The following is a 25,175-nucleotide window of genomic DNA, read 5'->3' on the forward strand; positions in this document are numbered from 1 at the left end:
ACGCAGCGTCACACAAAAAGGCGCGCCAAAAAACGAAAGTTTTGTGGCGTGCAGGGCATTACCCTTCGAGCCAGATCAGCGCGTGGCTGCGGCAGCCTGCATGGAGGGTCGCCGCGCCGTCGATGGCGTGTTCGCCGCCGGCGGCGACCGGGGTGCAGCCGTCCTGCAGCGCGCCCTTGATGACGATGACGCGGGCGCGGTGTCCGTCGGGCAGCGTCCAGCTCGCGGCGGTATCGAGGTGAAGGTCGAGCAATGCGCCCGGCCACGGCAGTGGCGATGCGCACTGGCCGATGCGCCCGGCCAGCAGCCGGGTCCGGCTGCCCGGCGCGGTCACCACCGGGATCTGCGTCCTGCATAGCCGTCTGGGCGAGGTCGCCGGCGTTGAAATCTGGATGCCGCGGATGGCCAGGCCGGATTCCGCGCTGGGGCTGCCGGCCAGCGGCCCGATGTAGAGCCCGCCCGGATACAGCGATTCGCCGCCGTCGAGCAGCAGCCGGCCGGCCGATTCCTCGAGCAGGTAGATCAGACCGGCACTGGCGCAAGGGGGGTGGGCCTCGTCGAACAAACGCCAGGCCGCTTGGACCTGGCGTTTGTCGAAGCGCGCTTCGGGGTTGGACATGGTCGGGGTCCGGTCAGCCTGCCGCCGAACCCGGGCCGGCCTGCTTGTGCAGCCACTCGAGCCGGTCTTGCGACTTGGTGTCGCCAGCGTCGGCGACGCGGGTCGGCGCGGTGTGGAAGTTGGCGCGGCTGCCGTCGAACTGGGTCGGCATCGCGTCGGCGCTGGCCAGTTGCGACAGGCTCAGCAGGCCGCCGAAAGCGGCAAGGGTCAGCAGTTTCTTCATGGTGTTTTGCTCCAGTGATTGCGCGTGGTCGGCGCGTTGGGCCGGTCGCCGGGTTGGCGCCGGCCGGTCTCGGCCTCGTGGGCCTTTTTGTGTGCTGCTGGTTGGGGCTGGCGTGACGGTCAGGCCAGCGCAGCGATTTCCTTCTCTGCCGCAGCCAGCGATTCGTTCTTCACCGCGTCGCCCATGCCCATGCCTTCGGCGCGGACAAAGCGGACATTGTCGATGCCGAAGAAGGCGAACACGGTCGTCAGGTAGCTTTCCTGATGGTCCAGCGCGCGCATCGCTTCGCTGGTCGAGTAGAAGCCGCCGCGGCTCGAGGCGACGATCACGGTCTTGTCACCGGCAAGGCCCACCGGGCCGTTCTCGGTGTACTTGAAGGTGCGGCCGGCCTGGGCGACGCGGTCGATCCACGCCTTGAGCTGGCTCGGTACCGAGAAGTTGTACATCGGCGCGCCGATGACGACGACGTCGGCGGCAAGGAACTGCTGCAGCAGCGCTTCGGTGCGCTGGTTCTCGGCGCGCTGCACCTCGGTCTGGGCGTCGACGCCGAGGCGGAAGCCGAGCGAGTCGATCGACAGGTGGCTCGGGGCTTCCTGGGCCAGGTCGAGATAGTCGACCGTGGTGTTCGGATGCTTGGCTTGCCATTCGCGGGTGATGCGGGCGGTCAGTTGGCGCGAGACCGAGTTGTCGGCGAGGACGCTGGAATCGATGTGCAGCAGCTTCATGGTGGGACTCTCCTGAATGTGTCGGGTCGCGTTGATGCGATGGACGTATTGTGGTCTTGCATCCAATCGGCGATAAGCCGGCAAAAATGCGATACATTGTCCTGTTGGTGGAACAATGGTGTGGGCAATGCTCGATCTCAACGACATGCTTTTCTTTGCCGAAGTCGCCGGACAGGGCGGTTTCAGCGCGGCCAGCCGCAGCCTCGGCATTCCGAAATCGCGGCTGTCGCGGCGGGTGGCCGAACTCGAAGCCAGGCTGGGGGTGCGGTTGCTGCAGCGGACGACGCGCAAGCTGTCGCTCACCGACGCCGGCGAGCGCTACTACCGCCACTGCCTGGCGATCCGCGACGAGGCAAGGGCCGCCGAGGAGGCGGTGCAGGAGATCCAGTCCGAGCCGCGCGGCACGCTCAAGGTCAGTTGTCCGGTGACGCTGGCGCAATGGTCGCTGGCGCCGCTGCTCGGCGAGTTCATGGCGCGTTATCCGCAGGTGCGGCTGAACCTGCTGATCGCCAACCGGCCGATCGACGTGATCGACGAAGGCATCGACGTTGCGCTGCGGGTGCGCCCGGTACTGCAGGACAGCGCGACGCTGGTCGTCAAGAAACTCGGCGTCAGCCGGACGATTCTGGTCGCCAGCCCCGAACAGCTGTTGCGGCAGGGGCAGCCGGGCGGGCCGGACGAGTTGTCCTGGCTCGATACGGTGGCAACCGGCGAGAGCGACGGGCGGGTGCAGTGGCTGCTGAACGGGCCGGGCGGCGCCGAATATCCGTTCAATCATTACCCGAGGCTGGTGGCCGAAGACCTGCAGACGCTGCGCAGCGCCGCGGTCGGTGGCGTCGGGATGGCGCTGATGCCCGATTTCATGTGTCGCGACGAGCTGAAATCCGGCGCGCTGGTCCAGGTGTTGCCGGACTGGTTTCCGCCTCCGGGCATCGTCCACGCGGTCTACCCGAGTCGTCGCGGGCTGCTGCCGGCGGTGCGGGCGTTGCTCGGCTTCCTCGGCGAGCGCATCTGCGACGAGGATGTGGCCCGTTACACGCGGGGCTGACCGCCTGACGCGCTGATGCAGCGGGGGATGTGCGGCGTCCTGCCGGCAGCCTCCGTGCAGGACAAATCCGTTCCGTCAGCTGCAAACCATTCACGGGGCCGGCGATGATGCCGTGCTCCGGGTCGCCGATCCGCTTCGATCCCGCATGCAATGGCGCCGGCATCGGCCCGGCCTGCCGTGCGGATTCCGGTCGATGAAGTCCCCGCCAGCGATGCGGCCAGCGGCGATCAGGCCGGCGCGGGGTGCGTACCCAGCAGCAGGTCCGCGACCTCCATCAACTCCGCCTCGGCCTCGGCCGCCGCTTGGTCGGACTGCCGAAGCATCAGGTCGTTGGCGTAGCCAATGGCCAGAAAGAACAGTTGCCTGGCTGCGCGCCTGGACGAGCTGCAGCGGAAGACACCGGCCTCGACGCCATGGTCGATCAATGTCGCCAGCATCTGCTGCCACTGCTCGTCCACGGCCTGGTAGGTCTTGGCCAGCGCCGGGTCGTGCATCGCTTCATCCCAGGCATCCAGCCAGAGCACCCAGGCGTCGTCGCCCTTGGCGGGCAGGCAGTTGCGAAGGAAGGCCCGCAGCGCGTCGTCCGGCTGCATGCCTGCAACCAGGGCGCCGACTTCCTGTAGCTGCGCGTTGGCAAACCGCAAGAACGCTTCCCGGCGAAGCTCGTTCCAGTCGGCGAAGTAGTGATAGATGTGGCTTCGCGACAAGCCTGCGTCATCGGCAAGGTCGCGGGTCGAGACATTGGCGAAGCCCATGGTCCTGAAGAGTTTCAGGGCCGAGTCGATGATCTGGTCTTTGCGGTTGGATGGCGGCAAAGCGGGGTGCCTGCTGGTTGGTTCCGTGATTGGCAGGATACCCGCTCTTGCGATTTGAGCGGTCGCTCAAGTAATATTGAGCGACCGCTCAATTTTTTCGTGTAATCCATGAACAGCATTCCTCCATCGGCCTCCTGCGCGCCGGCGCAAGGTATCGGCCAGCAGACGGCTGCCGGTACGCTCAAGGCTATTGCAAAGGCCTATCCGGGGCAACTGTCGGTCACCCTGTCACTGGTGGCCCTCGAAAACGCGCTGCTGCTGGCTTACCCGCTCTTTGCCGGATTTGCCGTGAACGCCATCATCCGCGGCGATGTATCGAGCGCGATCTGGTATGCCGCGGTGGTGCTGTCGTTCTGGCTGGTGGGCGCCGCACGCCGGGCGATGGACACACGCACCTTCACCCGCATCTACGCCGACCTGGCTGTGGACGTGGTGCTTGCCCAGCGTCTTCAGCAGCAGCCGACGTCGACCGCCGCGGCGCGCGTCGTGCTGGCGCGCGAGTTCGTGGATTTTTTCGAGAAGCATGTGCCGATCATCACCACCGCCTTGGTGTCGATGTTCGGCGCGGCAGCCATGCTGTTGATCATCGAGCCGTGGCTGGGCCTGGCGAGCACGGCCGCACTGCTCGTTTGCATCACGAGGCTGCCGAAATTTGCCCGACGCAACGAAGCGCTGCACGAGCGCCTGAATGACAGGCTCGAGAACGAAATCCGGATGGTCGAGCGAGCCGGCTCGAAGACCCTGCTGCGTCACTACACCGTGCTGTCGAAGCTGAGGATCTGGCTCTCGGACCGCGAGGCCTCGGCGTTCCTGGTGGTCGGCACGGCGGCGGCATTGCTCTTCGCCCTCGCCATCGTGCAGCTGGCCACGACGCCGGCAGTGACGCCGGGTCATGTGTATGCGGTCATGACCTATCTGTGGACGTTCGTGACCAGCCTGGATGAGGCGCCGGCGATGGTTGACCAGATGGCAAGGCTCAGGGATATCGGCCGGCGCGTGAGTCCGGGCTTCGACGGCACCCCGCAGGCGGTGCCGGAGGGGTCGGCACGCACGCGCTGAGCCGGCCGGATCGGGGGGGGGCTGACAAAAAAGCCCGGCACAGGCCGGGCTTTTTCGGGGAGTTCGGCTTACTTGCCGAAATACTTGCCGTAGATCGTCTGGTAGGTGCCGTCGGCCTTGATGGCGCCGAGGCCCTTGTTGATCTGGTCGAGCAACTGCTTGTTGCCCTTGCGCACGGCGATGCCGTAGTACTCCTTCTTGAAACTCTTGTCGTCGACGAGCTTGAACTTCGCGCCCGGGTTGTTCTTCAGGTAGTTCTTGACCACGGCGTTGTCGCCGACCACGGCCTGCAGGCCGCCGTCGCGCAGTTCCTGCATCGCCAGCGTGATGCTCTCGTAGCGGCGGATGTCCGGCGTGGTCTTGCCGAAGGCGTTCTGCGACACGATGTCGCCGGTGGTGCCGGTCTGCACGCCGATCTTCTTGCCCTTCAGGTCGGACAGGGTTGCGACCTTGCTGCCTTCGGGGACGACGATCAGCTGTTGCGCTTCGAAGTAGGGCTGGCTGAAGTCCATGGTCTTCTGGCGGTCCGGCGTGATCGTGATCGCCGACGCGGCGATGTCGATGTCGCCGTTGTTCAGGCTCATGAACAGGCCTTCCCACGGCGTGTTGACCATCTTGATGTCGAGGCCGGTCTTCTTGCCGATGGCGGCGATGATGTCGGCGTCGAAACCGACGACCTCGCGCTTCTGGTTCAGCGACTCGAACGGCGCGAACGTGGCTTCGGCGCCGGCGGTGTAAGTGCGGGCCAGCGCGGTGGTCGGCGCGGCGATGGCGGCACAGGCGATCAGGGTGGCAAGCAGTGAGCGGGCGGATTTCATGGGCGGCATTTCCTTCTGGTATTAGCCGCCCAAGCATCCGCGCGTCATCAGGACAGCGTCAATGCGAGTATTCCGCAATCGCGTCGTGAATCGTTCTGGCCATCGCGCGCAGGCCGTTGCCGCGCGATGCGGTCAGGAAACGCTGCAGGCCGAGCGACGCCAGCCAGGCCTCGAAGTCGAAGCCGGCCAGCTCGGCCGGGGTGCGGCCGTGGTAGGCGGTCAGCAGCAGCGCGAGCAGGCCCTTGACGATGCGCGAGTCGCTGTCGGCGGCGACGAGCAGCCGGCCGTCCTGCCAGCCGGTGACGATCCAGGCGGTGCTTTCGCAGCCGGCTACGCGGTACTCGTCGTTGCGGAAAGCGTCGGGCAGCGGCGGCAGTTCGCGCGCCAGCTGGACCAGCAACCGGTTCCTGGCTTCCCAGCCGGCCGCCGCCTCGAGCCTTTCGGCCAGCGCATTGCGGTCGAGCGCCGTGCCGAAGGGGTGATCGAACGGGGGCGGATGGCTCATCGCAGCAACTCCAGTGTCGATGCCAGTGCGGCCAGCGCGGTGTCGACGTCGGCGTCGGTGTTGTAGGCGGCGAACGAAAAGCGCAGGCTGCCGGCGATGCCCAGCGCCTGGTGCAGCGGTCCGGCGCAGTGCTGGCCGACGCGGGCGGCGACGCCGTAACCGTCGAGGAACTGCGCGACATCGTACGGGTGGATGCCGTCGAAGGTCAGCGCGCTGATCGCGCCGCGCGGTGCGCCCGCACCCAGGATACGGACATCGTCGAGTCCGGCCAGGCCGGCCTCGAAGCGGTCGCGCAACGCCAGTTCGTGGGCGAGCAGGGCGTCGCGGTCGAGGTTGGCGAGCCAGCCCAGCGCCGCGGCAAGGCCGACCGCCTGCGCGATCGGCGGCGTGCCGGCCTCGAAGCGGAACGGCGGTTCGGCGAAGGTCGTGCCGTCGAACGACACGCGCTCGATCATTTCGCCGCCGCCTTGCCATGGCGGCATCTGCGCGAGCAGTTCGCGCCGCGCCCACAGTGCGCCGATGCCGGTCGGGCCGTAGGCCTTGTGGCCCGAGAATGCATAGAAATCGGCGCCGAGGGCTTGCACGTCGACGCCATCGTGGGCGATGCCCTGCGCGCCGTCGACGAGCACCGTTGCACCGGCGGCCTTGGCCGCGGCGATCATGGCCGCAAGCGGCGGCTGCACGCCGGTGGCGTTCGAGCACTGCGTCAGCCCGACCAGCTTGACGCCCCGGGCCAGCAGCGCTTGGTAAGCGTCCGGGTCGAGCTGGCCGTCGGCACCGAGCGGCACCGGCCGGACGACGGCACCGGTCTGCTGTGCGACGAGCTGCCACGGTACGATGTTGGCGTGGTGCTCGAGCGTCGACAGCAGCACCACGTCGCCGGGGCGCAGGTTCGCGCGGCCCCAGCTGTAGGCGGCCAGATTGATCGCTTCGGTCGTGCCGCGGGTAAAGACGATTTCGTCGGCATGGGCGGCGTTCAGGTGCGCGGCGATGCGCGTGCGCGCCCCTTCGAACGCGTCGGTCGCCGCGCTGCCGAGCCGGTGCGCGGCGCGGTGGACGTTGGCATTGGCGGTTTCGTAGAAGGTCCGCTCGGCGTCGAGCACCGTTGCTGGCTTGTGCGTCGTCGCGGCGTTGTCGAGGTAGACCAGGTCCGGATGATGGCGGAAGACCGGGAATTCGTCGCGGATGCGGGCGGCGGAGAAAGGCGCGTTCATCGGCGTGCGCTGCTCATGACTGAGGAAGGGGGGTGGAAGCGGACGGCGATTGTATAATGCCGCGATGACCTACAAACAACCGGTTTCCGTACTCGTCGTGATCCATACGCCCGAGTGCAAGGTGCTGCTGATCGAGCGGCGCGACTTCGCGAATGCGTGGCAGTCGGTCACCGGCAGCCGCGAGGGCGACGAGGCGCTGGCGGAGACGGCCAGGCGCGAGGTGTGCGAGGAAACCGGTATCGACGCGGCCCTGTACCGGCTGGACGACTGGCAGCGCGTCAACGAGTACGAAATCTACGAGGTCTGGCGCCACCGCTACGCGCCCGGCGTGACGACCAACGCCGAGCACGTGTTCTCGCTCGAGGTGCCGGCCGAGCTGCCGGTCACGTTGTCGCCGGGCGAGCACGGCCGCTACCGCTGGGTCGACTGGTCGCAGGCCGCGGAAATGGTGTTCTCGCCATCGAACGCCGACGCGATCCGCATGCTGCCGGTGCGCACCGGCCACTGATCGCTCAGTCGTTTTCGGGCGGGTGGTCGGGGTCGTACAGATCGCCGATGTCATGGTCGAAAGGCTTCTGCAGCGTCACGTCGACCCGGCGTGCCTCTGGTGGCGGCGCCGTTGTCGTGTCGGTGTGCTTGCGCTCGTCGCGCTTGCGCACGGGCAGGTTGATGTGCAGGCCCTCGATGGGCTGCTTTTCTTCGAACACCATATCGACTCCTGGCTGGTTGAAACCGAAGGGCGATCTGCGGGCGGCTGCCCCTTGCCCATTCTACCCGCATGGCCGGGGCCGTTGCGACAGGCGGGCGATATGCGAAATCGCTATCGGGTTTGACCGGGCGCAAGGTTGGCGCCGGGTTGCGCGGGCACGATGGCCGTATCCAGCCAAAGGAGCGCCATCATGCTCAAAGCCCAGTCGTCGCATTCCGCCATGGCAGTCACGCTGCTCAAGTTCAATGCACCGCTGATTGCCTGTGTGCTGATGTTGTTGCTGTATGCCGCCGGCCTGCTCGGCTGAGGCATTCGCCGGATCTTGGTTTGTTGTGATGCGGGGGTGCGGCGGGCGGGCGTGATAAGCTGGACATCATGTCCAGCATCAGGCCGCGGAGTGTTCGCGGCCGACCTCCAGATCGTGAACAAGCTGCGCGTTGCGAGTTACAACATCCACAAAGGGCTGTCGGCGTTCAATCGCCGGCTGGTCGTGCACGAGGTGCGGCATGCGCTCAAGAAGCTGTCGCCCGATCTCGTGTTCCTGCAGGAAGTGCAGGGCGCACACCGCTCGCACGCGCACCGCTTCGAAACCTGGCCCGACGAAGGCCAGCACCTGTACCTGGCCGGCGACGGGCTGACCGCCGCCTACGGCCGCAATGCCAACTATCAGCACGGCCATCACGGCAATGCGCTGCTGTCACGGTTTCCGATCCGCAACTACTACAACCATGATCTGACGCTGCACCGCTTCGAGCAGCGCGGGCTGCTGCACTGCCAGCTTGATCTGCCGGACTGGAACCAGCCGCTGCACGCGCTGTGCGTCCACCTGAACCTGCTGGGGCACGACCGGCGCAAGCAGCTGGCGATGCTGGTCGATTTCATCGGCAAGCGCATTCCGAAGAACGCCCCGATGGTGCTGGCCGGTGATTTCAACGACTGGCGGCGCGAGTCGACGCGCTTGCTCGGACACGAGCTCGGCGTCGTCGAGGCGTTCGAGGCGCTGCACGGCGATTCGGCACGGAGCTTTCCGGCCCGCATGCCGCTGCTGTCGCTCGACCGCGTCTACGTGCGCGGTTTCCAGATCGAGGCCGCCGACGTCCTGAGTGGCGCGCCATGGGCGGCGCTGTCCGATCATGCGCCGCTGTATACGGTCCTGCACCGAGGGCAGGCATGACGGATTTCGTTCGCGGCAATCACCTGACGCTGCTGTACAACGGCGCCGATTTCTTTCCGGCGCTGATCGCGGCGATCGAATCGGCGCGGCGCGAAATCTATCTGGAAAGCTATCTGTTCGAAACCGACGCGGTCGGCATCGCGGTGATCGAGGCGCTGATGGCGGCGGCGCGACGCGGGGTGAGCGTGCAGATGCAGATCGACGGCTTCGGGGCGCGAAACTTCCCCGCCGGGTGGCAGGCGCGGCTGGGCGACGCCGGCGTCCGGCTGCTGTTCTTCCGGCCCGAGGTGGGACGCTTCTCGCTCAACCGCCAGCGGCTCCGGCGGCTGCATCGCAAGCTGACGGTCGTCGACGGCCAGGTCGGTTTCATCGGCGGCATCAACATCCTGTCCGACGTCGACTCACCCGAACTGGCGCCGCGTTACGATTACTCGGTGAGGGTCAACGGGCCGCTGGTTGCGCAGATGCGCGAAACCGCCGACCGCGTCTGGCGCCATACCGCCTGGGTGCAGCTGCAGCCCGAGTGGGCCAGGACGCTACCGGCGCCGCCAAAGCCGATGAAGGCCGGGCAGAGCATCGCCAAGCTGGCGATTCGCGACAACTTCCGCAACCGCCACGCGATCGAGCAGGAGTACCTGCGCGCGATCGAGACCGCGCGCGACGAGATCATCATCGCCAACGCGTACTTCCTGCCGGGCTACCGCTTCCGTCACGCCTTGCTGCGTGCGGCCGAGCGCGGCGTCAGCGTCGTGCTGCTCTTGCAGGGGCGGGTCGATCATGCGCTGCTGCACTACGCCAGTCGCGGCTTCTACCACAGCTTCCTCAAGGCCGGCATCGAGATCTACGAATACCGCAAGGGGTTCATGCACGCCAAGGTTGCGGTCGTCGACCGCTACTGGGCAACGGTCGGTTCGAGCAATATCGATCCGTTCAGCCTGCTGCTGGCGCGCGAGGCCAATATCGTCGTGCGCGACCATGATCTGGCCGGCGCGCTGCGGGACGATCTGCAGCGCCGGCTCGACCATGATTCGGTGGCGATCGCGCCGGACGATCTGCGCCGCGGCCGCTGGTATTTCCGTATCCTGCCGTGGATCTCGCACGGCATCGTCCGGGTGCTGATGGCAATCAGCGGCTACGGCGGCCGGCGCTATCTGGAGTAAGCGCGGTCGGCGCCATCCCGCTGGCGGTGGCCGGCCAGCCGCGATGCACGTGTCGCCTGCGGTTCGGTCCGTTTGGTGCCGAATTTCGCAGGCCGTGCCGGCGTGCTATTCGTCCTTGTTTCTGCGGTCGAACTCGAGCGTTGCGCGCAGGATGCCCCGGAGGATGTCGACCTCCTCCTGTTCAAGCCCGATGCGCTGGTACATCCGGCGCAGCCGCGGCATCAGCCGTTTCGGCGCCTTTGGGCGCAGGAAGCCGATCGTCGTCAGCGTTTCTTCCAGGTGCTGGTAGAACAGCTCGACATACTCATGGCTGGCCAGATTGCGCTGTTCTTCGAGGTGGCTGACGTCGTCGAGCAGGGTGGCGCGCAGCTCGTAGCACAGCACCTGTACCGCCTGCGCAAGGTTCAGGCTCGAGTAGTCCGGGTTGGTCGGGATCGTCACCCGGCGGTTGCACAGCTGGACTTCGTCGATCGTCAGGCCGCTCATCTCGGTGCCGAACACCAGCGCGATCTCGCCGCCGTGCCGGGCTTCGGCGACCAGTTCGGGCGCGAGCTGGCGAGGCGTCTGCAACGGCTGGGCCAGTTCGCGCCGGCGCGCGGTCATCGCGACCTGCAGCGTCGTGCCGGCAAGCGCTTCTTCCATCGAGCCGACGACAACGGCGTTGTCGAGCAGGTCGTGCGCGTTCGACGCCAGCGACACGGCCACTTCGGACGGAAACTCCTTCGGGTTGACGAGGTAGAGCCGGCTCAGGCCCATGGTTTTCATCGCCCGGGCGGTAGAGCCGATATTGCCCGGGTGCGAGGTGTGCGAGAGGATGACCCGAAAGCGCGCAAGCTGTTGATTGGCTTCGAGGTTGGCGGAGTGCGGAGCGGTCGGCGCGGTGCCGGAGGTCTTGGGATTCATCACTGAGTTGGTTACAATGGGGGCCGATTTTCGATCTTTACAGGCGGATCCGGCGCACGCGCCCGATCGCAGACAATTTGCATCGCGTTGCTTGATGGCCTTTCCGGCCCGCGTTCCCGTCGATCCGCTGATGAACCGTACAGGAACCCGCCATGCATCCGATGCTCAACACGGCCGTCCGCGCCGCCCGCCGTGCCGCCTCCGTCATCCAGCGCGCGTCGAACAATCTCGACCTGATCCAGCCGGAAAAGAAGGGCCACAACGACTTCGTCTCCGAAGTCGACCGGGCCGCCGAACAGGCCATCATCGAAACCATCCTCGAAGCCTACCCGCAGCACGCGATCATCGCCGAAGAATCCGGCGCGCGCGGCAACTCGGAATACGTGTGGATCATCGATCCGCTCGATGGTACCACCAACTTCCTGCACGGTTTCCCGCAATACGCGGTCTCGATCGCGCTCGAACACCGCGGCGTGATCACTCAGGCCGTCGTCTACGACCCGAACCGCAACGACCTGTTCACCGCAACGCGTGGCGTCGGCGCCTTCCTTAACGACCGCCGCATCCGCGTGTCCAAGGTGCGCGACCTGTCGGATGCGCTGGTCGGCACCGGCTTCCCGTACACCAAGTTCGACAATCTCGATGCCTACATGGCGATCTTCCGTGACATGGCGCAAAAAGCCGCCGGCGTGCGCCGCCCGGGTGCCGCTGCGCTGGATCTGGCCTATGTCGCCTGCGGCCGTTTCGACGGTTTCTTCGAGTTCGACCTCAAGCTCGTCGACATCGCCGCCGGTACGCTGCTGGTGCAGGAAGCCGGCGGCCTGGTGACCGACTTCGCGGGCGAGGAGAAATTCCTCGAGTCGGGCGACGTGCTCTGCGGCACGCCGCGCGTGTTCGGTCAGATGCTGCAGCTGATCAAGCAGCACAACATCAAGTAATGGACGCGGTCGAGCGCCAGCGCCTCGAAGCAGCCTACCGCGCCACGCGCTACGTGGTGCCGGCGCTGCAGCTGGGCCTGCGCATCGGCCGCCGCCATCCCGATCTGGACGCCGTGCTGCAACAGCACGGCGTTGTTGCGTGGGCCTTCGTCTCGGCGGCCAACCCGCGGTCGGTGGCGCTGTGCGAGCACGAAAACCGCGCCCGCCACCAGAACCTGACCGACACGCTGGCGCAATGTGGCGTGACCTGGTTCGACGGCATCGGTGAGCCGCTTGATGCGGGCTGGGCGCCGGAGTCGTCGGCGCTGGTCCTCGGTGTTTCTGCCGAGCGGGCGACGCAGCTCGGTCACGATTTCGACCAGTACGCGGTCGTATTCGGCGAGCTGGGCGGCGCAGCGCAGTTGCTGTGGTGTGTTCCGGTCATGGGCGGTGGCCGGATCTGAATGTGCGGGCGTCGTACGTCGCCCCGCATCAATACGAAAAATGCCTTTGTAATATTTTTGTTGACTCCTCAAGTTGTCACGGCCGAAGCCGAATTAATGATGCGCGGCGCATAGACGTCGATGCATGACCACGAGGAGGTATACAGATGAAGGCGCTTGTTTTTTCAGGGCTGGCCTTGGCCGCGGTTGCGACCGCGACGGGCAGCATTGCCGCCGGCGGCACCCTTACCTTTGTCGGGCAGGTCGTCGAAAGCCCTTGCTCCATCGGGCACGCGACAACCTATAGCCTGGTTCCGGCGCCCAGATCGGCCCTTGCCGCTCCGGATACGCTGTTCCAGACGACGAACGTCTCGATGGAGATCGGCCATTGTGGTGCGCGCGCATCCACGGCCGCGCTCAGTCTGACCAGCATCAATTCATCCCTGCAGATTCGTGATGCACTCGGGAACAGCGTTGCAGCCGGGGAGGCCCGCCGGCTGCCTGTTTCGTCCGAACGTGCCTCGTTCCATGTCAGTCGCATCCCGGCCCAGACGGGCAGCGCCATGGCGATGCTGACGGTGGCCTACCAGTAATCCGCAGGCGCCCCCGATTCCGCTGGGCGTCGGGGGCGTATTTTCTGCGCTGCTAGGCCGTAATGGCGTGGCGAACCTCGGGTGGGTTCGGTTTCTGCGGCATTTCGTTTACTGCCGTTTGCCGACGTGCCGGGCAGGTTTCATGGGGTGGTTCATATCTACAGCGCTGAAGACTTGAGTGCCCCGTGTCTCGAGTTGAATATCCACACTCGTATCCACGCGCCAAAGAAAAAGCCCTTGTTTCTCAGTAAGTTACCAAGAAATCAAGGGCTTATCGTATTCTGGCGGAGAGACGGACCGCCATAATTCAGTCCGTGCATGTCCATGAACATCCATTTTCTGTGGCTACACTCTTTATTTTATTGGGTTTGTGTCCGCACGAGTCCATGGGTATCTGAATCGTTCTCTCGAAAATGGCATACTGTGTGGCATACCAACTCGCCGAGTATGCCATGGCCAACCTGACCGATGCCAAAGCCAGAAACATCAAACCCGACGACTCAGCGCTGCCACACGGTGGGGTTACCGGTCTCGCCTTGCACCCTTCCGCGACGAAGGGACGGGGCAAGTGGGTGCTTCGTTATGTCAGTCCGGTCAGTGGCAAGCGCCGCAATGCGGGCTTGGGGAGCTACCCCGAGGTAGGGGTGGCCGAAGCCGGCAAAATGGGGCAGGCCATGCGTGAACAGCTGGCGCAGGGGATTGACCCACTGGATGCCAGAGCGAGCGAACTGGGTGCGCCGAGTGCTCCAACAATTCCGACGTTCAAGGAGGCCGCCGAGCGACTGCATGCGGAGTTGTTGCCAGGCTGGAAGAACGTCAAGCACGGCCAGCAATGGATCAACACCCTGACGCAGTATGCTTTCCCAAGCTTGGGTGCATTGCAGCTGGACCAGATTCAGCCCAAACACATTGCCGATGCGCTCCGGCCGCTCTGGCTCGACAAAGCGGAAACGGCAAGTCGTGTGAAGCAACGACTGCATGCCGTAATGGCTTGGGCCTGGGCGCATGGTTACTGCGCTGCCAATCCGGTCGACGTCGTCTCGTTCCTGCTGCCGCAGCAGCCCAGCAAAACAGTCCGTACGACCCATCAACCCGCCATGCCTTGGCGGGATATTCCTGCGTTCGTTACTGCCCAGTTTCGTGGAAAGCAGAGTGACGTCAGCCGTCGGCTGCTCGAGTTCGTGATTCTGACCGCCTGCCGCTCGGTCGAAGCACGTGGTATGACCTGGGACGAAATTGACTGGCGATATGCAGTCTGGACCGTTCCGGCCGAGAGAATGAAAGCCGGTCTCTTGCATCGCGTCCCACTCGCCGCGCAAGCGATTGCGCTTCTGAAGCAGCAGCAAGGTCAGCATGACGTGCTGATCTTTCCCTCGCCGCGTGATGGTGTCGTCCTGTCCGATATGGTGCTGACGTCCTTTCTTCGGCGTGCAGATGCTCATAGCGATATCCCCGGCCGGACTGCAACGGCACATGGTTTTCGCTCCAGCTTCCGCGACTGGTGCAGCGAACACGGTTATGACCGTGATCTGGCCGAACGGTCACTGGCCCATACCGTCAAGAACAAGGTCGAAGCGGCGTATCACCGTACCGATTTGCTGGAGCAGCGCCGGCCATTAATGCAGGCTTGGGCGGACTACTTGGATTTCAAGTAGTTCGAATGGCGTTGAAGATTTATTCCTTAGGTAAGCCATTTGTATGTGCATGCCTGACGAGGTACTCGACCATCTTTGTCATTGTCATGCCGTTTCGTTTGGCTAGTTCTGTTAGCTGATTCCTGGATTCGTCGGGTAACGCAAGGTTGGTTTGAATTTTTCCTTTCAGATTTTCCTTTGACTGCCGACGCTTCATTTCTTTTTTTATTTCATTGATGTAATAGAGCTTTTCGTTAGTGGTTAGCGTCGAAGTGTCGAAGCATCGTTGTAAATGCTCAATCTCTGTAAACTTCGATGTACCTCGTAGCAGGCGGTGATCAACTTTTTGAAGCCATTCCCAAGCCGCCTCGCACTTCTGTTTCTCATTATCTCCTTCGAACCATTTGTAATTTTTGTCTTCGCGCAAGTGCCGGTTCCATTGGTTTCTAATGCTCTCTAGGAATTTCCTTTTCTTTGAGATCGACTCCGACCAATAATCGAGTCGTGCAATAAATTCTTCTTTTTCGGGTAAGTGTGCGGGGCATTGAATATCGGGAATGTCGCTGTTGCGCTTTATTTCGTGAAGAAGCCAGCTTATTTGTCGGCCGGTCTTGTCAATCCATCGTAAGTCGTGTTTTGGTACTTGAGTTGTCGTCCTGTCATTCTCAAGGAGAGTTGCAAACTCGTTCTTGTCGATTATTTCGGCCATTCGTTTATATGTTTCAACCGTGCCGAACCCGTCCAGGGGGAGGTCATCACCTGAATGGCTAAGTTTGAGCCATATCCAAACTCGTTCTCGTTCATCCAGCTTCCACGAAGGAAGGCATCGCTTGAGTAGAGTCCATGCGAGAGGGTGTGCTTCCCTGTCATTACTATAGTCGCGAACTATTGTCATGTGTTTTTCGTTTGTTTTTTTGGATGGTGACCGAGGTCAAGAGTTGGTGCAATGCTGTTCTTTCGTGCAGGAAATATATCGCTTCTAGTGTGAGAAATGCAAAAAAAATACATAAGAAATGCATGGGAAATATACTAGAAATATATCAAATTTTCTGTGGTAATTAACTAGACATCTGCTGGTTTTTCCTAGCTTCTGCTGCACTTGCAGTGGGCATCCTGTCTGCTTAAGAGTGCGCTCCAGCCTTGAGGTGCAGCTGGGCTCTTCCGCTGCCGTCCCGCTACGTAAAAAAGTAGTGCCGCCCCGGATGGTCTGGACCCACCAGACAGGAGCGACACCATGCACCTCATCCGCCTTGCCGACGTCATGCAAAAAACCAGCTTGCGTCGATCGACCATCTACAAGTACATCGCAGTCAACGCGTTCCCGAGGCCTGTACCAATAGGCGGTGGCCGCGTGGCTTGGGTAGATGCGGAGATCGACGACTGGGTCGTTGAAAAAATCAAGGCGCGTGACGCCTCGTAATTTGACAGCAAAGCACCAATCGAGAGGGGTTCCCTCTCGATTGGTCTTATGTCGCGTTATTGCTATCTTCAATGCCTCGGATCGATCGAAGACGACATTCTTGGTTGTCTAAGCTGATGCATCGTCAGGTGGGGCTATTCCCGTGTTCTGCTCTGTGTGACGAAATTACTCTTGAGGTGATGATATTTTCTCAGAGTTGATTTTGTTGCGGGCCGCTGGCATTTCTTGATCTGTTTTTCTTGGTGATGTTATTGTGTGTTGGTGATTTTGGATGTGTCATTTTCGGTATTGGTAGTATGCTTTATACTTATACTTTATTCTGATTGGATGATTCGTCTATACATGCACTGCATGTGTGCTTGCGTTATGCTGATTGACCTAGTATGTCCATTGATTGGTATTCCGGTATCATGGTGCTAACAGCATGTATGTGCTTGTTTGATGGCTTTTGGTTTGATCATGAATGCATGATCCTTACCGTGCCTCTTTAGTAGGGTGTTCTACTCGTATCTCAATGCAAGTCAAGTGTTTGCTGGATAGGTGTCTTTGGGTCTGGTTAAGCTGGGCGTTCATCTCGCTTGGTGATGAAAAATATTTATTTAATTCCGTGTCTGAAGTTATGTACTTCAACGGGAGTTAAATCATGTTTCGCCATTCAGCTAACACCAATCAAACATTGCACGACGACAGTCACTACGCTGGTCTTCCTATTCAGCGGAGCAAGGGGCCTTTCGTTCTTGAGTATCTGAATCGACTTCAGGTGACGGTGGAACGAGCCTTAGCCGAGCATCCTCGTGTTTTTGCCTTCCGTATCGATCTTCGCTTCCCCTCTGGTCGATTGGAGCCGTCCTGGGTCGAAGGTAACGGGGTCATCGGACGCTTCGTGGCGTCCTTCAGAGCCAAGGTCGAACACAACCGGAAGAGGGCACGTGAGCTGCGTCGTTACTCGCATGACTCATCCGTGCGCTATGTCTGGGCGCGAGAAGTGGGGGAGCGAAGTCGACCGCACTACCACGTGGCCTTCATGCTGAACGGGAATGCGTTCTGCACCTTGGGAAAGTACGAGATGGGCAGGGACAACCTGTTCAACCGTCTGCAGGAGGCGTGGGCGTCAGCGCTGGATCTGTCGGTTGAGGGCGTGGAAGGGCTGGTCGAGGTGCCGAAGAATGCCTGTTATCGCTTGCGCCGTGATGATGGCGCCAGTGTGGAGGACTTCTTCTACCGAGCGAGCTATCTCTGCAAGGTGGCTACCAAGCGCTTCGGAGATGGTACCCATGGATTTGGTGCCAGTCGGTGCTGATGAGCTGCCGCAAAGGTGCGGTCGTGTTGCAGTCTTTGGTCGCTTCCGGTCAATCGCAGTGGCGTCGCCCAAGCGCTAGGCGTATTTCCCGCTGCATAGTCCCAAACTAGGGGTGTGAACCAGATCATGGCCTAACGCCTTCGGTCCTGCTCCGCTGCCCTCGTCTGTACCCCATGTCGACACCGCAGGCGTCCTGTAGCTCCTCATCCAGCGTCAGAAAGCGACATCACGTTTGCACGTTATTCGCAGTCACAGGGCCACGCGCTTATGACAGCAAACTTTCTTGCTGATCAGCCTTGAAGTCCACTAAACCGGCCTGACTTACGGAAATAGGCGGATTGGCACCGTGAATTGCGCTGACATATGTTGTAATTTTAGCGACTGGGGCGGAGATGGCGAAACGAGTTTGGGACGAAGAGACGGCGAAGCAGCGGATCAAGTCGAAAATCGGCGAGGTTCAGACGGTGACCATCAAGGAGTACGTGCGCACGACCGATCTGACAGGGCTCGCCAACGGCGTAGCCTACCGGGTAGACGGCGTTCATCTGTACATCGACATCCTCAACATCGGTGACATGTTGAATGTGACGGCGTTCGAAGGAGAGACCGCTCACCGACGGACGCTGCGCTTCCTGAACCTGCACTACCGGGCTGTGCGCAACATTCTGAAGGACGTCGAGGCCATCGAGGTCGACTTCCACAACCAGCGCCTGCATGCGGTGTTTGCCAAACCCTACGACGACGAGCAGGCCCGGATTTTCAAGGCCGTGGCCACTGCCCAGCTGATTCGCGACGTACTGACCAAGACCGGCGAAGATGGTGACGACCCACTGCCTGCGGCCAAGACGCGCGTTGGCATCGACTCCGGCAAGGCTTTGGCCGTCAACAACGGCCGCCGTTCCAGTCGCGAGCCTCTGTTCCTCGGCAATCCAGCCAACCAGGCCGCCAAGCGCGCCGGCGGTACCGACGAGGGTATCTACATGACCAACGTCGCACGCCTCACTGCAGGTTGGGACAAGGTGCTCGATGTCGACGCCACAGCCTTGACGACCACTCAGATCGAAAAGGCCCAAGACGAGGCTGAGCTGGAAGTTACCGTGGATGATGTCGTCAAAACCTGGAAGGACGAACTCGCCAGCAGTCCGATCGCCAAGTTCGAATTCACGCGTCACACGCCACCATTCAAGACCATCGATCTGGAGATCCTGACTCCTGCCAACTCGCGGCGACAGGAAAGCGCGTCGATCTACGCCGACATCGACAACTTCACGCGCTACGTAGCCGACCGTGTGGATGATGACGAGGACGCCAAGGATGCCGTCCGGTGCCTGCATGTGTTGCGCGGCGAGCTGGACAGCGTGCTGCACGACGACTTCGCTGGGAAGAAGATCCGATTCATCGGCGACTGCATCCACGGCATCGTCGTCGAGGGCACCGCACAGACCACCGACGATGCCGAAACCGCCAAGAACGCCTTGCTCTGCGCGGCCGCCATGCGCAGCAGCTTCAAGCTGGCGCTGGCCGAGTTGGAGGCCGATGGCGTCGACGTAGGGAAGCTGGGTTTGGCCATCGGCCTGGAACACGGCATCACGTCGATCACACGGCTTGGCATGAAGGGCGAACGAACTCGCTGCTGCATCAGCCGCTCCGTGCTGGCCTCCGAGGCAGAACAGCGCCAGTGTAGCGGTCGCCAGACCGGCATCGGTCCCACTCTGTACAAGCACGCGCCTGAGGCCTTCCAGACCCTGTTCGGCACCAACCGTCGCCGCTCGGACTTCGACTATCCCACGGCCATCGAGGCCTTGGAGCCCAAGAAAGAGGCCAAGACGGCTTCCTTGGGGCTGGGCCTGCTGCAGACCGCAACGGTTGCCTCTGCCTCCAGTGATTTCTCGTTCCCGAGGACGCCCGCGCAGCCTTCTCGCACCCAGCAAGGCTTTTCCTGATGATGTGGTTCCAGCGGTTCGACGACCGCTTGGCGCTGGAAAAGCAGACGGTCGCGGAGCTCATGGCCGAGGGCTGGGTCAAGCGCGTCGACTGGCATGTTGACGCCCGCGAAGGCATTATCCGGGCCGACATCGACTTCGAGGCTGGCGATCAGCTGCGCGAGGCGCAGCTGATTTACCCATTCGTCTATCCGTTCGTACCGCTTCGCGTCTGTCCACGCACGTCCGGCGAGCGCTGGTCGGGCCATCAATGGCCCAGCGGGGAGCTGTGCTTGGAAATCCGCGCTGACAATTGGCACCCCGACTTCACGGCGCGCGACATGCTGATCAGCGCACGAAAGCTGCTGGACACCGAATCGCAGATCGACGGCAATGGCGTGCAACTGCAAGTACCGTCTGACCATCGCTTCACGGAGGCCCAGCGCTTGCTGGGCAGCTTCCTCCGTCTGATTATCAGCGACGGATTGAAGGCCGAGGTTCGCCGGCGCACGGAAAAGGTCCAGTTTTTGGACCTATTAACGTCGGCACATAGCTCGGCGTGGATCGTTACTGCCGTGGGCTTGATGGCCTCTGCGGACGAGGAGAGCTGGGTTGACATGAGCGTTCCCGCCCAGTTCCGCGAGAACCCGAACCGCGTCGGGCGCATCGCCGTGGTTCAGTATGGTGATGCACGACACCTGGCGTTGATCGACCCACGTCGCCCCGCTGCTGAGATCTGGGCCGAGTTTTCATCGATTCCGTTCGACAGCAACGGCATCGTGGTCGGGTTGCTCGGAGACTGCGTGCTTGCGAAGTGGTTGGACAGCGAGAAGGCCTATACCATCGCCGAGGTACCTATGGACAAACAGCAGCGCACGCCCGAGCGCAATGCGGCCGCCGGGGACAAGCGCGTGGCGATCATCGGGTGTGGGTCGATGGGCAGCAAGGTGGCTGCATCGCTGGCCCGTTCCGGAGTCACGAAGTTCATGCTCGTCGACGACGATGTGCTGACGGCCGGCAACCTGGTGCGCAATGACCTGGACTGGACCGCCGTTGGCTCCCACAAAGTCGACGGCGTCACTGCGCGGCTGCGCGCCATCAATCCCACGGTAGATGTCCAATCCTGGACCGGCCGCTTGGGCGGCCAGCATTCCACCTCCAGCCTCGAGGCCTGCCTGCGCAATCTGACCGCGTGCGACCTGATCGTGGAGACCACCGGCAGCGGCCAGGGTTTTGGCATCGCCGCCGCCGTGGCGACCCAGGATCAGGTGCCCATGGTGTGGGGCCGTGTCTTCGGCGGCGGTTTCGGCGGCTATCTCGCCCGGTGCCGCCCCGGTATCGAAGCGCCCCCCCTCGACGTCCGTCACGAGATCTGGGCATGGATGACCGATCCATCGCGGCCGAAGCCGCCCGACGACAGCGCCCTGGACTACGGTGCCGAAGCCGACGACCAAGCCGCCATGGTCGCTGACGATACTGACGTGTCGGTGATCTCCGCACATCTGGCGCGTATGGCCTTGGACATGCTGCGGCCGGTTGAAGCCTCCGACTACCCCTATTCGGTCTACTTGATCGGCCTGCGGGCAGAGTGGATCTTCAAGATGCCGTTCCAGACCTTTCCGCTACTGCTCAAGGGTGCGGTGCCGACGGCGACAAGCAAGGACTCTACGCCTGAAGGTGAGGCCCGAGCCCTTGTACCCGCAGCGGCAGACCCGGCGTGATCGACATCATCCTCAGCGCCCGGTGTGCACGAAAGCTCAAGAAGGAGCTGCGCGCAGCGGGTCGCAACGAGATTGGCGGCGTGATGGCTGGCGAACATCTGGGCAATGGTCGTTTCCTCGTCAAGGACTTGTCGGTCCAGCGGGACGGCAGCCCTACCAGGTTTGTGCGCGATCCCGCATTACATCGCAAGTTCATGCGGCGTTTCCATCTGCTCACCGGCAATCAGCCCGAGCGATTCAACTACCTGGGCGAGTGGCACTCGCACCCTAGTTTTCTGGCGTTACCCAGTGGTCCGGACGCGCGTGCCATGCTGTCGGAAATCGAGAATCCGGAGCAGGTCGCCACGTTTCTGGTGCTGCTTATCGTCAAGCTGGGCGTCGGTGGCGGGCTGATCGGATCCACGCATGCATTCCGTCGTCAGCACGGTCCCGTCCGGGTCAACCTGAAAGGGGGCGCTGGAGTGAGCGTGCGTGAAGAAGCGCCGATCACGGCGCCCGGCCCAATGCGCGTCTGGCGACGATTTGATGGTTGAGCAAAGATTTCGAAGGAGACAAACGTGAGCAGCAACACCGACCGCCTACAGACGGCGCAATGGATCTTTGAACGTCACCTCGGTTGGATCGCCGCAGCCGAAGTCAAGGTCGGCGTTATCGTCGCGCTGGATACGGCCATGCTGGGCGGCCTTGGCGCGGCCTTCAGTGCGGCCGACGTCAAGGCGCGCACCGCCTGGGCCGTCCTGTTCACTCTGACTGCATTCATCCTGCTGGTGATCGGGTTAATCTGCGCCGCCATGGCGGTGCTGCCTCGCGTCACCGGTCCCGCGAAATCGCTGTTGTTCTTCGGACGCATCGGCCCGCGAGCGGAGGCCGACTACATCAAGGATTTCAAGGCAGCCTCGATCGACGAGTGGCTCGACGACTGGGCCGCCCAGATACATCGCAATGCCCAGATCGCGTGCGCGAAGTTCAAGCACGTGCGGCTGGGCATGATCTGGTCCTTCTTGGCTATCTTGCCGTGGTTTGCGGCCATCGTAACCCTGATCCACAAGGGCTGACCGCGCGTCGGGCTGAGATGTATGTTGTGCTGTGATGTCAGCGCACAGTGTTGTGATTTTATTTCTTCTTGCTTTCTTTTCCTTACTCAAAAGAAAGTTACCCTCTACAATCTGCGCTTTTCCTAGCCGGTGCAGGTTGTCATGCAGCTCGACCAGATGCTCGCTGCGTTTGCCAGTGCGTTCAGTCAGGACCAGCGTTTATTGACGCTGCAACTGGGGGAGGGTGGCCGTTTTGGCGAACGGCTGCTGCCGCAAACGCTGCGGGCCGACGAAGTGCTGTCCAAGCCGTACCGCTACGAGCTGGAGTGCCTGTCGCCCGACGCAGAGATCGAGCTCAAGACCCTGCTGGGCCAGCCTGCCGAACTGGGCATTGAAACCGCTGACGGCGGCAGCGTGGTTCGTACAGGTATCGTCACCGCAGCAAAATCCCTGGGTTCGGATGGCGGCTTTGCCCGCTACTGTCTGATCATCGAGCCGCCACTAGCCCTGCTGCAGCATCGACGTACCAGTCGGACCCATCAGGACTTGAGCGTTCCCGACATCGTCAAAACGATCATCACCGAACACGCGGCCAGCAACCCGGTATTCCAGTCGCACTTCGCGGTCGAGTTCGAACTCGGCCAGATCTACGCACCTCGGAGTTATTGTCTTCAGTACCGCGAGTCCGACCTCGACCTGATCCAGCGATTACTGAATGAAGAGGGACTGAGCTACCGCTTCGTTCACCAAGGCGGTGATACCCCAACGGTGACGATGCGGGTGTTCGACGATGCCTACGCCTTGCCGCAACTGGCGCAAGCCAGCATCCGTTTTCACCGTGCCGACGCCACTGAAGAAGATGACACGCTCACCGCGTGGAACAGCCGCCGCCAACTCGGCAGCAACAAGGTCAGCCTGACCAGCTTCGACTACAAGCCGACCCGGACACAAGATGCCGGCGACGGCAGCCGAACCGAGCAAGGCAACGGCTCACAGGCTGAAGCCAGCTTGGAAGACTACGATGCGCCGGGCCTGTATTACGGCGATCCGGAGCAACTGCAACGCTACAGCCAACTGCGCCAACAGGCGCACGATCTGAACAAGAAGGGTTTCAGCGGCGAAGGCACCGTCCGTTCACTCGAACCCGGCCAGTGGTTCACGCTGACCAATCACCCGGCGCACGACTTCGATGCGCCGGAAGACCGCGAATTCACCGTCACCGGCTTGCGTTTCACCGCCAACAACAACCTGCCGACCGACCTGAGCCGTTTGCTGCCGTCGCAGCAAAGCGCAAAGCAATCAGGTAGTGCAGAACCAGCACCATTCGCTGCCCAGTTCGACGCCCAGCGTCGCGGTATCCCGCTCACACCGGCCTACGCCCATACCGACGCCGCCAAACCGACCAGCCTTGGCAAGCAAACCGCGACCGTTGTCGGTCCCGGTGACGGCGAGGTCCACACCGACGAACTCGGCCGCATCAAGGTGCAGTTCCACTGGCAGCGCCAGGCCGAACACCCCGAGTACGGCGCCAATCTCGACGACAAGAGCAGCTGCTGGCTGCGCGTCGCCATGCCCTCGGCCGGTGCCGGCTGGGGCCACCAGTTCATTCCCCGCGTCGGTCAGGAAGTGCTGGTCGACTTCCTCGAAGGCGACATCGACCGGCCGCTGGTCACCGGCGTCGTCTACAACGGCAGCCACCCGGTCCCGGCGTTCAGCGGCGCCGGCTCATTGCCCGCCAACAAGACCCTCTCCGGCATCAAGACCAAGGAACACGGTGGCGGTCAGTACGGCGAACTGCTGTTCGACGACACCCAGGGGGAGGTGCGCACCAAGCTCAGTTCCGAACATGGCAAGACCCAGCTCAACCAGGGCTTCCTGATCCACCCGAGATCCGATGGCAAGGGCACGCCCCGTGGCGAAGGCTTCGAACTGCGCACCGACCGGAATGGCGCGATCCGCGCCGCCAACGGCCTGCTGATCACTTCTGAGGCCGCCAACGGCGCCGGCGGCAACCAGCTCGACCGGTCCCAAGCCCAATCCCAGCTCGACGCCGCGTTCGAACTCGCCAGCAGCCTCGGCGACGTCGCCACCCACCAGCTCGCCGACACCATCGAAACCGGCCCCGAGACCATCAAGGACAACACCAAGGCGGCCAAGACCCAACAGGGCCATTTGCATCACCTGAAGGAGGCGCTGGAGAGCTGGGCCAACGGCACGAACAGCGCCAAAGACGGCAAAGGCGAGCAAGCCGGCCAACAGCCGCTGATCGTCGTCAGCGCCCCGGCCGGCCTAGCCCAGACCACGCCGAACAGCCAGGCCATCGCCGCCGGCAGCAACCTCGACCTGATCGCACAGCGCGACACCCAGCAGACTTCCGGTCGCAGATGGCTGCACAACGTCGGCGAACACATCAGCCTGTTCGTCTCAGGCGTCAAAGACCAGATCGCCCTGAAGCTGATCGCCGCCAAGGGCAAGGTTCAGGTGCAGGCGCAGAGTGACAACGTCGAGATCAACGCGGCGAAGGATATTCAGCAGTCGGCGAACCAGAAGGTCACGATCAACGCCGGTCAGGAAATCCTGCTGACCTCGGGCGGCGCCTATATCCGGCTCAAGGGCGGGAATATCGAGATTCATGCGCCGGGCAAGATTGATGTCAAAGGCGCGAGCCACAGCCTGGATGGACCGGCAAGTAAAAGCATGCCGCTTCCCATGTTTCCGAATAAGGAGGGGCTTGGTCAAATCGAGCTGTTCCATCTGTATGAGAACAAGGAAGCGATCAAGGGTGGCAAGTACGTGCTGACGGATCTGAAGGGCAAGCGGCACGAAGGCATGCTGGATGACCAAGGCTACGCTGCGGTGTCAGGGGTGCCATTGGGGGCTGTGAGTGTTCGCTTTCTGAGCGATCCCCGGCAGACCCAGGCTTCAAAGGGCACTTTCCCGTTTCCTGAGCTGAAGGATGATGTGGCGCCGGCTGCCGCCACCGCTCAACAGGCTGCACAACAGCTGACTGCGCTTTTGCCGGGCAGGCAAAACAACACCGATCAGTTAGCTGCGCAAGCCATTGGCGCAGCAAGGAACGGAGCGAGCGCCGGAGAAGCCTCTGCGGCACTTTCTCAAGCAGACAAGATCGCCGATACCGCTGCGCAGGTGCGCGACTTGTTGAATTCCGCCCGTAAGTTGAAGAAATAAACGCGTATTGCAACGTACTGATTCGAACGA

At 62.5% G+C, this 25,175-nt stretch carries 26 protein-coding genes; 16 read left to right on the top strand and 10 right to left on the bottom strand.

What is annotated here, in order from left to right:
• Positions 1–58: 58 nt before the first annotated feature.
• The 3 genes from BJP62_RS01485 to BJP62_RS01495 all read right to left on the bottom strand — a co-directional run bounded on the left by BJP62_RS01485 (position 59) and on the right by BJP62_RS01495 (position 1,567).
• Complete coding sequence (locus BJP62_RS01485; protein WP_070525809.1) at positions 59–619, bottom strand: hypothetical protein; 561 nt, start codon at positions 617–619, stop codon at positions 59–61.
• Between the two features lie 13 nt (positions 620–632).
• Complete coding sequence (locus BJP62_RS01490; RefSeq protein ID WP_070525811.1) at positions 633–842, bottom strand: hypothetical protein; 210 nt, start codon at positions 840–842, stop codon at positions 633–635.
• Between the two features lie 119 nt (positions 843–961).
• Positions 962–1,567, bottom strand: a complete 606-nt coding sequence (locus tag BJP62_RS01495) for an FMN-dependent NADH-azoreductase (protein ID WP_070525813.1) — start codon at positions 1,565–1,567, stop codon at positions 962–964.
• A gap of 127 nt (positions 1,568–1,694) precedes the next feature.
• Here BJP62_RS01495 and BJP62_RS01500 point away from each other — a divergent pair, with 127 nt between their 5' ends.
• Entirely contained in the window at positions 1,695–2,615 is a 921-nt protein-coding gene (locus BJP62_RS01500) for a LysR substrate-binding domain-containing protein (protein ID WP_070525815.1), read from the top strand.
• Between the two features lie 227 nt (positions 2,616–2,842).
• Here BJP62_RS01500 and BJP62_RS01505 read toward each other — a convergent pair whose 3' ends face one another.
• Positions 2,843–3,430: a TetR/AcrR family transcriptional regulator gene (locus tag BJP62_RS01505; protein ID WP_145927061.1), complete on the bottom strand. Its 588-nt coding sequence runs from the start codon at positions 3,428–3,430 to the stop codon at positions 2,843–2,845.
• Between the two features lie 108 nt (positions 3,431–3,538).
• Between BJP62_RS01505 and BJP62_RS01510 the strand changes: the two genes are divergently transcribed.
• Positions 3,539–4,489: an ABC transporter six-transmembrane domain-containing protein gene (locus tag BJP62_RS01510; protein WP_070525817.1), complete on the top strand. Its 951-nt coding sequence runs from the start codon at positions 3,539–3,541 to the stop codon at positions 4,487–4,489.
• Positions 4,490–4,557: 68 nt separating this feature from the next.
• Here BJP62_RS01510 and BJP62_RS01515 read toward each other — a convergent pair whose 3' ends face one another.
• Genes BJP62_RS01515 through BJP62_RS01525 form a run of 3 tightly spaced genes read right to left on the bottom strand, consistent with a single transcriptional unit; the run spans position 4,558 to position 7,026 of the window.
• Positions 4,558–5,307, bottom strand: coding sequence for a basic amino acid ABC transporter substrate-binding protein (locus BJP62_RS01515; protein WP_070525819.1), 750 nt, complete (start codon positions 5,305–5,307; stop codon positions 4,558–4,560).
• Between the two features lie 58 nt (positions 5,308–5,365).
• Entirely contained in the window at positions 5,366–5,812 is a 447-nt protein-coding gene (locus BJP62_RS01520) for a SufE family protein (RefSeq protein ID WP_070525820.1), read from the bottom strand.
• Positions 5,809–7,026 (bottom strand): aminotransferase class V-fold PLP-dependent enzyme, encoded by a 1,218-nt coding sequence (locus tag BJP62_RS01525; protein WP_070525821.1) that lies wholly within the window; start codon positions 7,024–7,026, stop codon positions 5,809–5,811. Before BJP62_RS01525 ends, BJP62_RS01520 begins: the two co-directional genes overlap by 4 nt.
• 64 nt (positions 7,027–7,090) lie before the next feature.
• On the opposite strand from BJP62_RS01525, the gene nudB reads away from it, so the two are divergent.
• On the top strand, positions 7,091–7,534 hold the full coding sequence (gene nudB / locus BJP62_RS01530; protein ID WP_070525822.1) for a dihydroneopterin triphosphate diphosphatase: 444 nt from the start codon (positions 7,091–7,093) through the stop codon (positions 7,532–7,534).
• A gap of 4 nt (positions 7,535–7,538) precedes the next feature.
• Here the strand turns inward: nudB and BJP62_RS01535 are convergent, their stop codons facing one another.
• Positions 7,539–7,736: a hypothetical protein gene (locus tag BJP62_RS01535; protein WP_070525823.1), complete on the bottom strand. Its 198-nt coding sequence runs from the start codon at positions 7,734–7,736 to the stop codon at positions 7,539–7,541.
• A 396-nt stretch (positions 7,737–8,132) separates the two neighbouring features.
• Here BJP62_RS01535 and BJP62_RS01540 point away from each other — a divergent pair, with 396 nt between their 5' ends.
• Together BJP62_RS01540 and clsB are read left to right on the top strand one after the other, a co-directional pair.
• Positions 8,133–8,909, top strand: a complete 777-nt coding sequence (locus tag BJP62_RS01540) for an endonuclease/exonuclease/phosphatase family protein (RefSeq protein ID WP_236943641.1) — start codon at positions 8,133–8,135, stop codon at positions 8,907–8,909.
• Entirely contained in the window at positions 8,906–10,069 is a 1,164-nt protein-coding gene (clsB, locus tag BJP62_RS01545) for a cardiolipin synthase ClsB (protein ID WP_070525824.1), read from the top strand. Before BJP62_RS01540 ends, clsB begins: the two co-directional genes overlap by 4 nt.
• A gap of 105 nt (positions 10,070–10,174) precedes the next feature.
• On the opposite strand, the gene BJP62_RS01550 is transcribed toward clsB, so the two are convergent.
• Positions 10,175–10,972, bottom strand: coding sequence for an RNA methyltransferase (locus tag BJP62_RS01550; protein ID WP_083300629.1), 798 nt, complete (start codon positions 10,970–10,972; stop codon positions 10,175–10,177).
• 152 nt (positions 10,973–11,124) lie between these two features.
• Between BJP62_RS01550 and BJP62_RS01555 the strand changes: the two genes are divergently transcribed.
• The 4 genes from BJP62_RS01555 to BJP62_RS01570 all read left to right on the top strand — a co-directional run bounded on the left by BJP62_RS01555 (position 11,125) and on the right by BJP62_RS01570 (position 14,580).
• Complete coding sequence (locus BJP62_RS01555) at positions 11,125–11,910, top strand: inositol monophosphatase family protein (RefSeq protein ID WP_070525826.1); 786 nt, start codon at positions 11,125–11,127, stop codon at positions 11,908–11,910.
• Positions 11,910–12,353 (top strand): DUF3293 domain-containing protein, encoded by a 444-nt coding sequence (locus BJP62_RS01560; RefSeq protein ID WP_070525828.1) that lies wholly within the window; start codon positions 11,910–11,912, stop codon positions 12,351–12,353. Before BJP62_RS01555 ends, BJP62_RS01560 begins: the two co-directional genes overlap by 1 nt.
• Positions 12,354–12,499: 146 nt before the next feature.
• On the top strand, positions 12,500–12,925 hold the full coding sequence (locus BJP62_RS01565) for a hypothetical protein (protein ID WP_070525830.1): 426 nt from the start codon (positions 12,500–12,502) through the stop codon (positions 12,923–12,925).
• 452 nt (positions 12,926–13,377) lie between these two features.
• Positions 13,378–14,580, top strand: coding sequence for a site-specific integrase (locus BJP62_RS01570; RefSeq protein ID WP_070532155.1), 1,203 nt, complete (start codon positions 13,378–13,380; stop codon positions 14,578–14,580).
• A 19-nt stretch (positions 14,581–14,599) separates the two neighbouring features.
• Here the strand turns inward: BJP62_RS01570 and BJP62_RS18215 are convergent, their stop codons facing one another.
• Positions 14,600–15,454 carry a hypothetical protein gene (locus BJP62_RS18215; protein ID WP_145927062.1) on the bottom strand — a complete coding sequence of 285 codons (855 nt, stop codon included), beginning with the start codon at positions 15,452–15,454 and terminating at the stop codon, positions 14,600–14,602.
• Between the two features lie 339 nt (positions 15,455–15,793).
• Here BJP62_RS18215 and BJP62_RS01575 point away from each other — a divergent pair, with 339 nt between their 5' ends.
• The 7 genes from BJP62_RS01575 (at position 15,794) to BJP62_RS01605 (ending at position 25,145) form a co-directional block, all read left to right on the top strand.
• The gene (locus tag BJP62_RS01575) at positions 15,794–15,979 is read left to right on the top strand and encodes an AlpA family transcriptional regulator (protein WP_070525832.1); all 186 of its coding nucleotides are present in this window, start codon (positions 15,794–15,796) and stop codon (positions 15,977–15,979) included.
• 643 nt (positions 15,980–16,622) lie between these two features.
• A complete protein-coding gene (locus BJP62_RS01580) occupies positions 16,623–17,279 on the top strand; it encodes an inovirus Gp2 family protein (RefSeq protein WP_070525834.1) in 657 nt (218 codons plus the stop codon).
• A gap of 392 nt (positions 17,280–17,671) precedes the next feature.
• On the top strand, positions 17,672–19,222 hold the full coding sequence (locus tag BJP62_RS01585) for an adenylate/guanylate cyclase domain-containing protein (protein ID WP_070525836.1): 1,551 nt from the start codon (positions 17,672–17,674) through the stop codon (positions 19,220–19,222).
• Positions 19,222–20,922: a ThiF family adenylyltransferase gene (locus tag BJP62_RS01590; RefSeq protein WP_070525837.1), complete on the top strand. Its 1,701-nt coding sequence runs from the start codon at positions 19,222–19,224 to the stop codon at positions 20,920–20,922. The genes BJP62_RS01585 and BJP62_RS01590 overlap by 1 nt, the downstream gene beginning before the upstream one ends.
• Positions 20,919–21,455, top strand: a complete 537-nt coding sequence (locus BJP62_RS01595; protein ID WP_070525838.1) for a Mov34/MPN/PAD-1 family protein — start codon at positions 20,919–20,921, stop codon at positions 21,453–21,455. Before BJP62_RS01590 ends, BJP62_RS01595 begins: the two co-directional genes overlap by 4 nt.
• Before the next feature lie 24 nt (positions 21,456–21,479).
• Positions 21,480–21,977: a Pycsar system effector family protein gene (locus BJP62_RS01600; protein ID WP_070525839.1), complete on the top strand. Its 498-nt coding sequence runs from the start codon at positions 21,480–21,482 to the stop codon at positions 21,975–21,977.
• 141 nt (positions 21,978–22,118) lie between these two features.
• The gene (locus BJP62_RS01605; protein WP_070525841.1) at positions 22,119–25,145 is read left to right on the top strand and encodes a type VI secretion system Vgr family protein; all 3,027 of its coding nucleotides are present in this window, start codon (positions 22,119–22,121) and stop codon (positions 25,143–25,145) included.
• The last annotated feature ends 30 nt before the right edge of the window (positions 25,146–25,175 follow it).

Origin of the sequence: Jeongeupia sp. USM3 (assembly GCF_001808185.1) — a bacterium.
In the GTDB taxonomy this organism is placed as follows: Bacteria; Pseudomonadota; Gammaproteobacteria; order Burkholderiales; family Chitinibacteraceae; genus Jeongeupia.

What these genes read in the sequence shown, in the direction of transcription:
- BJP62_RS01485 (WP_070525809.1), bottom strand. Translation starts at nt 619, where the DNA reads ATGTCCAACCCCGAAGCGCGCTTCGACAAACGCCAGGTCCAAGCGGCC.
- BJP62_RS01490 (WP_070525811.1), bottom strand. Translation starts at nt 842, where the DNA reads ATGAAGAAACTGCTGACCCTTGCCGCTTTCGGCGGCCTGCTGAGCCTG.
- BJP62_RS01495 (WP_070525813.1), bottom strand. Translation starts at nt 1,567, where the DNA reads ATGAAGCTGCTGCACATCGATTCCAGCGTCCTCGCCGACAACTCGGTC.
- BJP62_RS01500 (WP_070525815.1), top strand. Translation starts at nt 1,695, where the DNA reads ATGCTCGATCTCAACGACATGCTTTTCTTTGCCGAAGTCGCCGGACAG.
- BJP62_RS01510 (WP_070525817.1), top strand. Translation starts at nt 3,539, where the DNA reads ATGAACAGCATTCCTCCATCGGCCTCCTGCGCGCCGGCGCAAGGTATC.
- BJP62_RS01515 (WP_070525819.1), bottom strand. Translation starts at nt 5,307, where the DNA reads ATGAAATCCGCCCGCTCACTGCTTGCCACCCTGATCGCCTGTGCCGCC.
- BJP62_RS01520 (WP_070525820.1), bottom strand. Translation starts at nt 5,812, where the DNA reads ATGAGCCATCCGCCCCCGTTCGATCACCCCTTCGGCACGGCGCTCGAC.
- BJP62_RS01525 (WP_070525821.1), bottom strand. Translation starts at nt 7,026, where the DNA reads ATGAACGCGCCTTTCTCCGCCGCCCGCATCCGCGACGAATTCCCGGTC.
- nudB (WP_070525822.1), top strand. Translation starts at nt 7,091, where the DNA reads ATGACCTACAAACAACCGGTTTCCGTACTCGTCGTGATCCATACGCCC.
- BJP62_RS01535 (WP_070525823.1), bottom strand. Translation starts at nt 7,736, where the DNA reads ATGGTGTTCGAAGAAAAGCAGCCCATCGAGGGCCTGCACATCAACCTG.
- clsB (WP_070525824.1), top strand. Translation starts at nt 8,906, where the DNA reads ATGACGGATTTCGTTCGCGGCAATCACCTGACGCTGCTGTACAACGGC.
- BJP62_RS01550 (WP_083300629.1), bottom strand. Translation starts at nt 10,972, where the DNA reads ATGAATCCCAAGACCTCCGGCACCGCGCCGACCGCTCCGCACTCCGCC.
- BJP62_RS01555 (WP_070525826.1), top strand. Translation starts at nt 11,125, where the DNA reads ATGCATCCGATGCTCAACACGGCCGTCCGCGCCGCCCGCCGTGCCGCC.
- BJP62_RS01560 (WP_070525828.1), top strand. Translation starts at nt 11,910, where the DNA reads ATGGACGCGGTCGAGCGCCAGCGCCTCGAAGCAGCCTACCGCGCCACG.
- BJP62_RS01565 (WP_070525830.1), top strand. Translation starts at nt 12,500, where the DNA reads ATGAAGGCGCTTGTTTTTTCAGGGCTGGCCTTGGCCGCGGTTGCGACC.
- BJP62_RS01570 (WP_070532155.1), top strand. Translation starts at nt 13,378, where the DNA reads ATGGCCAACCTGACCGATGCCAAAGCCAGAAACATCAAACCCGACGAC.
- BJP62_RS18215 (WP_145927062.1), bottom strand. Translation starts at nt 15,454, where the DNA reads ATGACAATAGTTCGCGACTATAGTAATGACAGGGAAGCACACCCTCTC.
- BJP62_RS01575 (WP_070525832.1), top strand. Translation starts at nt 15,794, where the DNA reads ATGCACCTCATCCGCCTTGCCGACGTCATGCAAAAAACCAGCTTGCGT.
- BJP62_RS01580 (WP_070525834.1), top strand. Translation starts at nt 16,623, where the DNA reads ATGTTTCGCCATTCAGCTAACACCAATCAAACATTGCACGACGACAGT.
- BJP62_RS01585 (WP_070525836.1), top strand. Translation starts at nt 17,672, where the DNA reads ATGGCGAAACGAGTTTGGGACGAAGAGACGGCGAAGCAGCGGATCAAG.
- BJP62_RS01590 (WP_070525837.1), top strand. Translation starts at nt 19,222, where the DNA reads ATGATGTGGTTCCAGCGGTTCGACGACCGCTTGGCGCTGGAAAAGCAG.
- BJP62_RS01605 (WP_070525841.1), top strand. Translation starts at nt 22,119, where the DNA reads ATGCAGCTCGACCAGATGCTCGCTGCGTTTGCCAGTGCGTTCAGTCAG.